11 protein-coding genes are annotated in these 12,541 nt (G+C 70.1%); 2 read left to right on the top strand and 9 right to left on the bottom strand.

The window, feature by feature from the left end; genetic code table 11:
- Positions 1–6 precede the first annotated feature (6 nt).
- The 9 genes from mraY to ACWEVR_RS22985 all read right to left on the bottom strand — a co-directional run bounded on the left by mraY (position 7) and on the right by ACWEVR_RS22985 (position 10,108).
- Positions 7–1,083, bottom strand: a complete 1,077-nt coding sequence (gene mraY / locus ACWEVR_RS23025; RefSeq protein WP_067497468.1) for a phospho-N-acetylmuramoyl-pentapeptide-transferase — start codon at positions 1,081–1,083, stop codon at positions 7–9.
- Positions 1,080–2,579: a UDP-N-acetylmuramoyl-tripeptide--D-alanyl-D-alanine ligase gene (locus ACWEVR_RS23020; protein WP_452468664.1), complete on the bottom strand. Its 1,500-nt coding sequence runs from the start codon at positions 2,577–2,579 to the stop codon at positions 1,080–1,082. The genes mraY and ACWEVR_RS23020 overlap by 4 nt, the downstream gene beginning before the upstream one ends.
- Positions 2,576–4,288 carry a UDP-N-acetylmuramoyl-L-alanyl-D-glutamate--2,6-diaminopimelate ligase gene (locus ACWEVR_RS23015; RefSeq protein ID WP_452468663.1) on the bottom strand — a complete coding sequence of 571 codons (1,713 nt, stop codon included), beginning with the start codon at positions 4,286–4,288 and terminating at the stop codon, positions 2,576–2,578. Before ACWEVR_RS23015 ends, ACWEVR_RS23020 begins: the two co-directional genes overlap by 4 nt.
- A gap of 57 nt (positions 4,289–4,345) precedes the next feature.
- The gene (locus tag ACWEVR_RS23010) at positions 4,346–6,229 is read right to left on the bottom strand and encodes a peptidoglycan D,D-transpeptidase FtsI family protein (RefSeq protein WP_452468662.1); all 1,884 of its coding nucleotides are present in this window, start codon (positions 6,227–6,229) and stop codon (positions 4,346–4,348) included.
- Positions 6,226–7,062, bottom strand: coding sequence for a hypothetical protein (locus tag ACWEVR_RS23005; RefSeq protein WP_452468661.1), 837 nt, complete (start codon positions 7,060–7,062; stop codon positions 6,226–6,228). Before ACWEVR_RS23005 ends, ACWEVR_RS23010 begins: the two co-directional genes overlap by 4 nt.
- Positions 7,059–8,057, bottom strand: a complete 999-nt coding sequence (gene rsmH, locus ACWEVR_RS23000; protein ID WP_439266159.1) for a 16S rRNA (cytosine(1402)-N(4))-methyltransferase RsmH — start codon at positions 8,055–8,057, stop codon at positions 7,059–7,061. The genes ACWEVR_RS23005 and rsmH overlap by 4 nt, the downstream gene beginning before the upstream one ends.
- Before the next feature lie 192 nt (positions 8,058–8,249).
- Positions 8,250–8,681 (bottom strand): division/cell wall cluster transcriptional repressor MraZ, encoded by a 432-nt coding sequence (mraZ, locus tag ACWEVR_RS22995; RefSeq protein ID WP_067497455.1) that lies wholly within the window; start codon positions 8,679–8,681, stop codon positions 8,250–8,252.
- A 429-nt stretch (positions 8,682–9,110) separates the two neighbouring features.
- Entirely contained in the window at positions 9,111–9,533 is a 423-nt protein-coding gene (locus ACWEVR_RS22990) for a DUF3040 domain-containing protein (RefSeq protein ID WP_452468660.1), read from the bottom strand.
- 125 nt (positions 9,534–9,658) lie between these two features.
- Positions 9,659–10,108, bottom strand: coding sequence for an SAV_6107 family HEPN domain-containing protein (locus ACWEVR_RS22985; protein ID WP_067497449.1), 450 nt, complete (start codon positions 10,106–10,108; stop codon positions 9,659–9,661).
- Positions 10,109–10,209: 101 nt separating this feature from the next.
- Here ACWEVR_RS22985 and ACWEVR_RS22980 point away from each other — a divergent pair, with 101 nt between their 5' ends.
- Positions 10,210–10,845 (top strand): GNAT family N-acetyltransferase, encoded by a 636-nt coding sequence (locus ACWEVR_RS22980; protein WP_357152273.1) that lies wholly within the window; start codon positions 10,210–10,212, stop codon positions 10,843–10,845.
- Complete coding sequence (locus tag ACWEVR_RS22975; RefSeq protein ID WP_452468659.1) at positions 10,842–12,419, top strand: phytoene desaturase family protein; 1,578 nt, start codon at positions 10,842–10,844, stop codon at positions 12,417–12,419. The genes ACWEVR_RS22980 and ACWEVR_RS22975 overlap by 4 nt, the downstream gene beginning before the upstream one ends.
- Positions 12,420–12,541 lie beyond the last annotated feature (122 nt).

Below are 12,541 nucleotides of genomic sequence, written 5' to 3'. Positions count from 1 at the left end.
CCGCTCTCACCCGACCTGGGACAGGTATTCGCTGTAGAACAGTCCGAGACCCACGGCGGCCGCGATGCCTGCCAGGATCCAGAACCGGATGATCACCGTAGTCTCCGCCCACTTGCTCAATTCGAAGTGGTGGTGGAACGGCGCCATCTTGAACAATCGGTTGCGGGTGGTGCGGTACACCGCCACCTGCAGCACCACAGACGCCGCCTCGGCGACGAACAGCGCGCCGATGACGACCATCAGCAGCTCGGTGCGGGTGGTGATGGACAGACCGGCCAGCATGCCGCCGAGGGCCAGCGATCCGGTGTCGCCCATGAAGATCTTGGCGGGCGCGGCGTTCCACCACAGGAAGCCGATGCAGGCGGCGGCGGCCGCCGCGCAGACCAGCGCGAGGTCGAGGGGGTCGCGCACGTTGTAGCACCCGGGTCCGGGACTGGTGGCGCAGGCGTTGCGGTACTGCCAGAAGGTGATGATGACGTAGGCGCCGAGCACCAGGCTCATCGATCCGGCGGCGAGACCGTCGAGACCGTCGGTCAGGTTGACCGCGTTGGACCAGGCCACGACCAGCAGACACACCATGATCACGAACACCAGCGCGCCCATCGACACCGTCGACCAGTCACGCACGTACGAGATGTGCTTGCTGCCGGGGGTGAGCCCGTTGTCGGCCCGGAACTGCAGCACCAGCACCGCGAAGATCACCGCGGCACTGATCTGGCCGATGTACTTACCGGCCGCCGACAACCCGAGGTTGCGCTGCTTGCGCAGCTTGATGAAGTCGTCGAGGAAGCCGACCACACCGAGTGCGGTGGTGAGCCCGAGTACGAGCAGGCCCGAGGCCGTCGGGCCCTCGGCGTCGTAGCCGAGGCCGATCAGGTGCGAACCGAGGTATCCGGCCCACATACCGATCAGGATGGCCACGCCACCCATCGTCGGGGTCCCGCGTTTGGCCTGATGGCTGGCCGGGCCGTCGACCCGGATCTCCTGGCCGAAGCCCTGTTTGGCGAAGACCCGGATCAGGAACGGCGTCAACAGGATCGACACCGCGAGCGCGATCCCCGCCGCGAACAAAATCTGCCTCATCGAGCTGCCTCCGAGCTACCTTCCCCTGCCCTGGTCAGGTGTTCGGCGACGGCCCAGAGACCGACCGCTTTCGACGCCTTGACCAGTACCACATCGCCGGCGGCGATTTCGTCGTCGAGCAGCGCGATGGCCGCCGAGATATCGGGTACGAGGATCGACTCCTCGCCCCAAGAGCCTTCCATCACCGCTCCCTGGTGCATTCCCCGGGAGGGTCGTCCGGTGCCGACCACGATCAATCGGTCGACGTCGAGGCGCACGGCGAGCCGTCCGATCGCGTCGTGTTCGATGACCGAGGTGTCGCCGAGTTCGCCCATCTCCCCGAGCACGGCCCAGCTGCGGCGCGGTTCGGGGCCCGACTTGGCGAGGGTGACCAGCGCCTTGAGCGCGGCCCGCACCGAGTCGGGGTTGGCGTTGTAGGAGTCGTTGATGACGGTGATGCCGTCGGGCGTGGTCCGCACGTCCATCCGGCGCACCGACGCGGCCGTCGCCCCGGACAGCGCCTGGGCGACGGTCGCCAGGTCGGCGCCGCATTCCAGGGCGACGGCGGCGGCCGAGAGCGCGTTGCCGACCTGGTGCTCACCGTGCACGGCCAGCTGCACCGGCACCGATTCGCCACCCGCGTGCAGGGTGAAGCGGGCGCGGGCCTGGTCGTCGGTGGTCACGTCGGTGGCACGGATGTCGGCGTCGCCGGACAGGCCGACCATCACCACGCGGGCCTTCGTGCGCGAGGCCATGGCGGCGACGTTCGGGTCGTCGGCGTTGAGCACGGCCAGGCCCTCGGCCGGGAGTGCTTCGACCAGTTCACCCTTGGCCTGTGCGATGGCCTCGCGGCTGCCGAACTCACCGAGGTGGGCGGTGCCGACATTGAGCACCACACCGATGCGCGGCGGCGCGATGCGGGCCAGAGCGGCGATGTGGCCGACGCCGCGCGCCGACATCTCGAGGGCGAGGAACTTGGTGTCGGCGTCGGCGCGCAGGGCCGTCCACGGGTGGCCGAGTTCGTTGTTGAACGAACCGGGCGGAGCGACAACGGGACCCAGCGGTGCGAGCACGGCGGCCAGCAAATCCTTGGTCGAGGTCTTGCCCGACGACCCGGTGACACCGACGACGGTGAGACCGGTGCGCTCGGCCAGCCGTTCCGTGCTCACGCGTGCCAGTTCGGCCAGGGCCGCGAGCACGGCGGCACCGGACCCGTCGCCGTCGTGGCTCAGGGCCACCGAGGTGGCGGGCACGGTGCCCGCGTCCGGCGCGACGACGATGGCGGGCACGCCGACCGGGCGTGCCGCCAGCACGGCGACAGCTCCGGCCTCGACCGCGTTCGCCGCGTAGTCGTGTCCGTCGGAGTTGGCACCGGGTAGTGCGAGGAACAGATCACCGGGACCGATTCGGCGCGAATCGAATTCGACCGACCCGGTCACCAGTGCCTGGGGGTCGGGTACGTCGTGCAGCTCGCCGCCGACGACGTCCGCGATCTCCCGCAGTGTCATCTCGATCATGAAACCGTCAAGTCCTCCGAGTCCGTGTGCGGACTGTGTTGTGCCAGTAGAGAATCCAGCTCCGCGGCGAGGACCTCACGGTCGTCGAAGGGATGCTTGACGCCCTGGATCTCCTGACCCGCCTCGTGGCCCTTGCCCGCGATGAGCACCACGTCGCCGGAACGCGCCCAGGCGAGTGCGGCGGCGATGGCCGCCGCGCGGTCACCGATCTCGCGGATCTCGCCGCGGTCGGTGGCCGGGAGTTCGTGCGCACCGGCGACCACGGCGGCGCGGATGGCCGCCGGATCTTCGGTGCGTGGATTGTCGTCGGTGACGATCACCAGATCGGCACCGCGTGCCGCCGCCGCGCCCATGAGCGGGCGCTTGGCCGCGTCCCGGTCGCCGCCCGCGCCGACGACCACCGCGAGCCTGCCGCGACCCGCGTCGGCGAGGTGCGCGCGCAGGGTGGCGACCACCGATTCGATCGCGGCGGGCTTGTGCGCGTAGTCGACGACGGCGAGGAAGTCCTGTCCGCGTTCGACGCGCTGCATGCGGCCGGGCACGTCGACGGTGGCCAGCGCGGGCGCGGCGATCGCCGGATCGACCCCGGCGGCCGCGCAGGTGGCGACGGCGAGCAGGGCGTTGGCGACGTTGTAGCGGCCCGGCAGGCGCAAGCGAACCGTCAGCTCGCCGGTGAATCCCACAGCGGTGAACTCCTGTTCACCACCGGCGGCCTTCACCTCGCCGACAACTCGCCAGGCGGCTGGGCCGGGCTCGGTTGCGGAACCGGATGTCCGATCGATCGCGCCGGAGGCGGGGCCTGCGGTAGGGGCCACGGAAGCACCCGGGTGATCGCCGCTGCCGCGGTTCGGCCGATCGTTCGCGGCATCGGTGGTCGACACCGTGACCGGGTCGACCAGGTCAGCGGCCAGACGGCGGCCCCACTCGTCGTCCACGCAGATCACCGAGGTGCGCGCGGCGATGGGCGAGTCCGGTTCGAACAGGCGGCGTTTCGCGGCGAAGTAGTCCTCGAAGTCCTTGTGGAAGTCGAGGTGGTCCTGGGAGAGGTTGGTGAACGCGCCGACGGCGAAGCGCACACCGTCGACCCGGCCGAGGGCCAGCGCGTGGCTCGACACCTCCATGACCACCGCCTGCACACCCTGCTCGACCATGGCCGCGAACATCGCGTGCAGCTGCGGCGCCTCGGGGGTGGTGAGCGCGCTCGGCACCCGCTGCCCGCCGATGCGGGTTTCGATGGTGCCGATCAGGCCGGTCGACAGGCCCGCCGCGACCAGACCCGCCTCCACCAGGTACGACGTGGTGGTCTTGCCGGAGGTGCCGGTGATGCCGACGATGCGCAGGCGATCGCTGGGGTGACCGTAGATCTCGGCGGACAGCTCGCCCAGCACGGCACGCGGGTCATCCCGCACCAGCACGGGCACCGCCACCTCGCCGATCAGTTCGGCGCCCGCGGCATCGGTGAACACCGCGACCGCGCCGCGCGCGACGGCGTCGGCGGCGAAACGGGCACCGTGCGAGGTGGCGCCGGGCAGGCCGGCGAACAGGTCACCGGGGCGGACGGCGTTGGATCGTTGCTCGATGCCGGTGACGGTCACCTCGGCCGGTACCGGGGTGAGTGTGGTGGCGCCGGTGAGCTCCAGCAGGGCCTGCAGCGGCGTCGACGGCGGGGTGTTCGGCCGGAGCGCGTGCGGGCTGGACTGCGCGGGCACAAGGCTCCTCTCTGAGAGTGATCGAGCGCGTGGGCAAGACGACGAGTCAGGTTACCGTCAGAGCCCGGCCTCCAGCACCAGCGGCCTAGGCTCCGGCGACGGCGGCACCCGGTCGCGCTGCAACGCCCAGGAAGCGATGGTGTGGAACAGCGGCGCGGCCGACCCGCCACCGGAGCCGTCGGAGCTGCGTACCGGCGCGTCGAGCATCATGCCGATCACGTAGCGCGGGTTGTCGGCGGGCGCCATCCCGGCGAAGGTGATGTAGAACGACGAGGTCGAATAGCAGCGGCAGGCCGGGTCGACCTTCTGCGCGGTGCCGGTCTTGCCCGCCACCTGGTAGCCCTCCACGGCGGCCTGAGGCCCGGTGCCCATCTGCACACCCATCGGGTCCTTCTGCACGGTCGCCTGGAAAACCGTGCGCAACGTGGCGGCGGTCTGCGGGCTGACCACTCGCACGGGCTCGGGTTGCAGTTCCTCGGTCCGGGTGTTGTCGGGGGCGATCCTGGCCTTCACGATGCGTGGCGGGATGCGCAAGCCGTCGTTGGCGATGGCCTGGTACATGCCGGTCATCTGCAACGTCGTCATCGAAAGGCCCTGGCCGATGGGCAGATTGGCGAAGGTGCCGCCGGACCACTGGTCGCGGGCGGGTACCTGCCCCGGGCTCTCGCCCGGCAGGCCGATGCCGGTGCGCTTGCCGAGACCGAAGCGGTCGATCATGTCGGCGAAGCGGTCCTCCCCCACCCGTTGGGCGAGCATGAGGGTGCCGACATTGGACGACTTCCCGAAGATGCCCGTGGTGGTGTAGGGCGCCACGTCGTGCTGCCAGGCGTCGTTGACGGTGACGCCCGACATCCGGATCGAACCGGGCACCTGCAGTACTTCGTCGGGGTTGGTCAGCCCGTATTCGAGCGCGGCGGCGGCGGTGACGATCTTGTTCACCGAACCGGGTTCGAAGGGCTCCGACACCGACGGGTTGCTCATGTTCGCCGAGGCCCAGTGCTGGGGTCCCAGTGCGGGATTGAAGGTGTTGTCGTTGGCCATGGCCAGCACCTGGCCGGTCTTGGCGTCGAGCACGACCGCCGAGGCCGAGGCCGCGCCGGAGAGCTGTTTGGCCTGCTGCACCTGCTGCTGCACGAAGTACTGCATGTCCTCGTCGAGGGTGAGCTCCACGCCGTGCCCGTTCACCGCGGGCTGCTGGTCGCGGTAGCTGCCGGGGATCACCGCACCGTCGGAGCCGCGGTCGTAGGTGCGGGAACCGTCGGTGCCCGCGAGTACCGAGTCGAGTGCCGATTCGAGGCCGATCTGGCCGTGCCCGTCCCAGCCGGTGGCACCGACCACATTGGCAGCCAGCGCACCGCCGGGGTATTCGCGCAGGTCCTGGCGTTCGGAACCGACCTCCGGGTACTTGGTGGTGATCTCGGTGGCGATCCGGGGATCGACATTGCGGGCCAGATAGTGGAAGGGCTTGTCGCTGCGCAATTTGTCGAGCAGCTCTTCCTCTTTCGGGCCGCTCGCGCCGAGCTTGTCGTGCACGAACTTCGCGATGTCCTTCAGGCGCTGCTCGGGGTCGGGCGCGTTCTCCTTGGTCTTCTTCGCGTCGGCGAGCTGCTGGCGTACCCGGACCGGTTGGAACGTCAGCGCTTTCGCGGTGATGGTGAAGGCCAACGGGTTGCCGTAGCGGTCGGTGATCGGGCCGCGCACGGCGGCCTCGGTCTCCTTGGTCGTGCGCTGCGAGGCGGCCTGCGCGGAGAGTCCCGGTGCGGCGATGCTCTGGATGTAGAGCAGTTGCAGCGCGACAACGGCGAGGGTGGCCAGCATGGTGACCCGGCCGACGCCGAGGCGCAGCCGGATCGGCCGGTCCGGCGAGAGCGACCCGCTGCGCCGGGCCCTCGACGAGACCGGCCCGCGTCGCTGTCGCGACGCGGGCCCGCTCTGCCTCATCGGCCTGCCTCGGGAGCGACGATCTGCGGCGTCTCGCTCGGCGGGCCCGCGTCCGGTAACGGCGCGACATCCGGTGCCGGAGGCGGCGTGTCGGCCGGGGCCGCGGCCACCTCCACCCGATCGGGGACCAGTTGGGGTGCCGGTGCCTGTACCGGCGACTCCGACGGTGCCACGGGCGCGTTCGACGCTCCGGCCTGGCCACCCGGTGCCGCGAGCACGGCGGGCGGAGTGTTGTTCGGAGCGGCGGGGTCGGTGGCCGGGGTGCCCGGCTGCACCGGGACCACCCGTTCGCCCTGCGCCTGGTGACCCGGCGCCGGGTTCTGTGTGGTCGTCGACGGCCCGTTCAACGGCGGCGCGGGTGCCCCCTGGGCGGGCGTCGGTGTGCCGATCACGGTCACTTCCCCGCCGGGACCGATCACCAGACGCGCCGGATCCTTGGCCGGGATCATGCCGAGTTCCCGTGCGCGCGCGGCCAGTTCGGGAGCCGAGTCGGCGGCCGCGACCTCGCGCTGCAGGGCGGCCCGCTCGTCGGCGAGCGTTCGGTTGTCCGCGCGCATGTCGCCGAGCAGGTAGCTGTCCTCGGCGGCACGGGTGGTGAGCAGCAGGGTGAGCGCGAGACCGCAGCCGAGCAGGCCGATGATCGCGGTGACGAACGGGATGCGCCCGGCCATGGTCGAGGACCGATCGGGCAGCGATATCCCGTCGAGCAGCTGCTGGCGGGTGCGTTTGCGCGCGTAGGCCCGCTGCGCGGCACCGGACTTCACTCGTTCGGCCGCCTGCACGCGCCGGGCGGTACGCCCCGGCACGGCAACGGTGCTCGTCCGCACGCTCATCGTGTCCCCTCCTGTGTCCTCCCTGACCTCTCCGTGATCCGTTCGGCCGCACGCATCCGCACCGGAGCGGACCTCGGGTTGGCCTCGATCTCGGACTCGGTCGCCTTTTCCGCGCCGCGGGTGAGCATCCTGAACTCCGGTCCCATGCCGGGCAGTTCGACCGGCAGGTCCATCGGGGACCGGGACACGATCCGTGGCGCGAATTCCTGCTTCACCAGCCGGTCTTCGAGCGATTGGTACGACATCACGCAGATCCGCCCACCCACGCGCAACGCGTCGAGCGCCGCGGGCAGCGCGGCCCGCAGCGAATCGAGTTCTCCGTTGACCTCCACCCGCAGCGCCTGGAACGTGCGCTTGGCGGGATGCCCACCGGTGCGCCGCGCGGCGGCCGGGATGGTGGCGTACAGCACCTCGACCAGTTCGGCGCTGGTGCTGAACGGCTTGACGGCGCGGCGGCGCAACACCTCCGAGGCGATCTTGCCCGCGAACCGTTCGTCGCCATAGGTTTTCAGCACCCGGGCCAGATCGCCGTGGCTGTAGGTGTTGAGTACGTCGGCGGCGGTGATGCCGGTGGTGGGGTCCATCCGCATGTCCAGCGGCGCGTCGACGGAGTAGGCGAAGCCGCGGTCGGCCTCGTCCAGCTGCATCGATGACACGCCGAGATCCATGAGAATCGCTGACACCGAACCGGTTTCGGCCAGTCCCGCCTCGGCGAGCGCCTCGGGGATGCCGTCGTAGCGGGTGTGCACCAGCGTGATCCGGTCGGCGTAGGGCGCCAGGCGCTCGCCGGCCAGTTTCAGCGCGTTGGTGTCGCGGTCGAGTCCGACCAGCCGCGCGTTCGGGTAGGTGCGCAGGAAGTGTTCGGCGTGCCCGCCGAGGCCGAGGGTCGCGTCGAGGTAGACCGCGCCCGGCTCGTCGAGTGCCGGACCGAGCAGGTCGTCGGCACGCTCGAGCAGCACCGGCACATGACGGGGGTTCTCGGTGTCATGGTTCACCTCGACCTCCCGGGATACTGCCTCGCGTCGCAGACGGGTCGCCTTGCCACACAGTGCTTTTGGAATGAGTTGCTTACTCGGATGAGTGCGAATGCGTCGAGGTCTCTGACCGGGGCGCGGCACCTGGCGTCGGGGAAGTACGTCAGGGTCCACGCCCGGGCAGAGGCCTCGCAGCACTCGCGTGCTGCGGGGTCAGAAGATCCCGCCCAGCGACTCGTCTCTGGCTTGCGCGTAGTCCTCCTCGTGCTCGGCGAGGTAGGACTCCCACGCCTGCTTGTCCCATATCTCGAGGAAGTCGACCGAACCGATCACCACGCAATCCCGGGTGAGTCCGGCATAGCGTTTGTGGTCCGGCGACAACGTGATCCGGCCCTGTGCGTCCGGACGCTGCTCGTCGGTTCCGGCCGCCAGTGCCCGGACGAAAGCCCTTGCCTGCGGGTTGCTTCGAGACGCCGCCGCGGCCCGCCGGGCGAGCGCGGTGAACTCTTCTTTCGGATACACGGCAAGGCTGTGGTCTTGACCCTTCGTGACCATCAACCCTCCCGCCAGATCGTCTCGGAACTTCGCAGGCAACGTCAGTCGCCCTTTGTCGTCCAATCGGGGGGTGTAGGTACCGAGAAACATTCCCGGCCACCTCCCTACTGGATCACCTGGCCGTACGGCCTCTCCTGTAGTGCGCGACCCACATTACCCCACTTTCCCCCACTTTCAATCGAAACCCTGGGTGATCCTGCTCCCCGCCAACACAATTCCGCAGGTCATGTCAGCTATCAATGAGATTCGGGATTATCGCGTGTTAGGACAACCCGCGCGGGTCGGCAATCCCCGGTTCCGACAACGTTCAGCAAACTTCCCAGGTGCCACCGGCGGACCTGTCGTTCGACGGCGTACGAGACTGCCCTGGTGGGGGATGGTGGGGAAGGTGGGGGAACCACCCTGCGCGTGCGATCCGGGCCGACCCGGACGAAGGCATGCGAAAGCGGTGCCGCACCCGCGACCGGGTGCGACACCGCTTGCTATGCCGTTGTGCTCGACCTCACGGTCGGAGCAGGGCTACTCCTGCTCGAATCTGCGGCGGAATCGGTCTTCCATCCGCTCCGAGAAGCCGCCCGACTTGCGCGGCCGCTGGCCGCCGCGCCCGCCCGACGGGCTCGCGCCCGTCGACGGTTCACCGGGGGGGTCGGCCGCACCGGGCCGACGCGAGCTGCCGATCATCAGGAGGACACCGGCGCCGAACATGGCGATGAAGCCCACGAGACTGATGATCGGGAACCCGCCCGGCTTGAACGGAGCGGCGATGCCGGCGACGAGCAGGAACAGGCCGACGGCGAACAACGCCGCAGCTTGGAGCCTGCGTCGACTCGACGTGGAGCGAAGTCGTCCGCCGCGGACGGACGAGGCGAACTTCGGGTCCTCAGCATAGAGAGCGCTCTCGATCTGTTCGAGCATGCGCTGCTCGTGCTCGGAGAGTGGCACGGTACCTCCCCCGGCACTAGGCGTGGCTGGTCGCCTCCGGGTAGGCGACGGGTAGCCGACCTTGGCGGCTATCTGCTCCCCATGATACGAGTTCGATCGAGGCCGTACCACCTACTCGGTGATAACTAAGCGGTCATGTCCCGGTCGCGACTCGGCTGCGGGCGTGTCTTGGCGGCGGCGACCAGCGCATCGTCGACGTCGTAGAGGAACGCGCCCACCCGCGAACAGAACTCGTCGGCTTGTGTGTCGGTGATCGTGCGGTCCAATCCGGCCTCCAGGGCGGCCCGCAGCGGCGAGTGCGCCTCGAAGTAGTCGGCCCACATCGCGAACTCCGGCGTGGCGCGTCTCAGTAATACCCAGGCGCTGCGCGAACGAGCCCGCGGCGCGCGATCGGCGCCGGTGAGCGCGATCATCGCCCCGGCGCCACGCAGCGCGGCCAGATAGGCGGTGCGGAACCGCTCCCCCGGCTCGTGCTCCCAGGCCGAGTCGGTGAGCAGCGCATCGGCCTGTCGTAGCAGCCCGCCGGCGCGGCCGTCGTGGCCCGCGTGCGCTCGACCATCGTTGTGACCAGGCATCTGCTGCCCCCTTTCGCCCCTCGCACAGATCGAACAACCATTCGAACGTTTGAATTGAGATTGAATATAGGGACACCCACCGACAAGTTCCGACGAGAGCGATGACAGCCGTCAAGCCCAACCACCACACTCCAGCACCTGTGGTCGTCGACCTGAGCGTCGCCGCCCTGCGGGCCCGCCTGCACGACGCCCTCTCGGTGTATGTGGCCGCGATGGACTATCCGCGCGGCACCGAACATCACCGTGCCCCGATGTGGAACGAGCACACCACCCGGGCGGGCTGGCGGGCGGTGGCCGCCGTGCTGCCCGACGACGCGGGCGCGGTCGACCTGCGCACCGCCCCGCTGCTCGCCATCGCCTACGGATACAGCGGCGCGCCGCGGCAGTGGTGGCATCAGCAGGTACACACCGGCATGCGCCGGTGTGGCTGGCCGGAGGCGGCCGCGCGCGAGCTGCTCGCCGACTACTTCGAGCTCACCGAGCTGCATGTGCACCCGGCCGCACAGGGTCGCGGGATCGGGGCGACGCTGCTCGAGCGGTTGCTCGCCGACCGCCCCGAGGCGGCGGTGCTGCTGTCGACGCCGGAGGTTCCCGAGGAGGACAACCGGGCCTGGCGGTTGTACCGGCGCGCGGGATTCACCGATGTGATCCGCAATTTCGTCTTCGCGGGTGATACCCGGCCGTTCGCGATCCTCGGCCGCAGGCTGCCGATGCCACCGGCGGGCGAACGGGCGTGAGCCGGAGCGAGACAACGGTCGTCGTCGGATCGGGGCACAACGCGCTGGTCGCCGCCTGCTATCTGGCGCGGGCCGGGCAGCGGGTCCAGGTGCTCGAACGAGACACGGTGCCCGGCGGGGCGGTGTCGACGGTCGAACGGTTCCCCGGCCATCTTGTGGATCGCGGTTCCTCGGCGCACATCATGGTCCGGCACACCGGGATCATCGAGGAACTCGAGCTCGAGCGGTTCGGGTTGCGCTACCTCGACTGTGATCCGTGGGGGTTCACGCCGTCCGACGGTGTGCGCCCACCGATCGTCTTCCATCGCGATCTCGACGCCACCTGCGCGTCGATCGCGGCGGCGTGCGGGGCGAAAGACGCCGAGGCCTACCGGCGTTTCGTCGCGGTGTGGGGTGAGCGAAGCGCGCGGGTGATGCGGGCGTTCGGTGGTCCGCCGACGCCGGGGAGGCTGGTTCGCGCGTTCTGGGGGCTGGACGCGCGCGACGGCGGGTCGGCGCTGTCGCGGGAGTTTCTGCAGACCGGCGACGCCCTGCTGGACTACTGGTTCGACGAAGAACGGCTCAAGGCGTCGCTGGCGTGGTTCGGTGCGCAGTCGGGTCCACCGATGTCGGAACCGGGGACCGCGCCGATGGCCGGTTTCGCCGCGCTCATGCACACCTTGCCGCCCGGGCGGGCCGTGGGGGGAAGTGGGGCGCTCAGCGCGGCGCTGATCGCGCGGCTGCGCGCCGACGGCGGTGAAGTCCACACCGGTGATGCCGTCACGGAGCTGCGGCGGTCGGGGCGCGGGTGGCAGGTGCGCACGGAATCGGGCCGTGAGCTGCGCGCCGACACCGTGATCGCGGGCTCGCACATCCTCGCCACCCTCGACCTGTTGCGCGCGGGCGGTTTCGACGAGACGGTGCTCGACGACTGGCAGCGCCGCATCCGGGTCGGTCCCGGCATCGGCATGGTGGTGCGCCTGGCCACCGACCGGTTGCCCACCTATCCCGGCGCATCGGCCGCGGAGTCCGCGCACGGTCTTCAGTTCTTGGTTTCCGATCGCAGGCAGTTGCGGGCGGCACACGGCGCGGCCTCGGCCGGTGAGCTGCCGCCGCGCCCGGTGGTGCTGGCGATGAGTTTCAGCGCGCTGGACCCGACCATCGCCCCGCCCGGCGAGCACCAGCTCTCGCTGTGGGCGCAGTGGCATCCCTACGAACTCGCCGACGGCAGCGACTGGTCGTCGCACGCCGGGCCGGAGGCCGACCGGATCATCGCCGAAGTCGACAGGTACGCACCGGGTTTCGCCGATTCGGTGGTGCAGCGGTTCGTCCAGACTCCGGTGGACCTGGAACGGGAGATGGGCCTGCGCGGCGGCAATGTCATGCACGTGGAGATGTCCCTCGACCAGATGATGCTGTGGCGACCGCTGCCGGAGCTGTCGGGTCAGCGGGTACCCGGCGCGCCCGGCCTGTACCTCACGGGCGCGTCGACCCACCCCGGCGGCGGAGTGTCCGGCGCCAGCGGACGCAGTGCGGCCCACCTCGTGCTCGGCGACCGGCGCACCCGCCGATTCCCCTTCCCGCGCAAGCGATGACCGCGCTCGATTCGGCACCGGGTGCGCCGGCCGGATGCTCGCACATGTCGTGTGGTGCGGCGACCGGTCGGCTGACGTCGTGAATACCGGCCGCGCGGTCAGCATCGCCGACACCGCCCGCA

The organism is Nocardia sp. NPDC003979, assembly GCF_053605015.1.
Note: the sequence above shows the minus strand (reverse complement) of the source record. Positions and strands in the feature narration are given on the sequence as shown.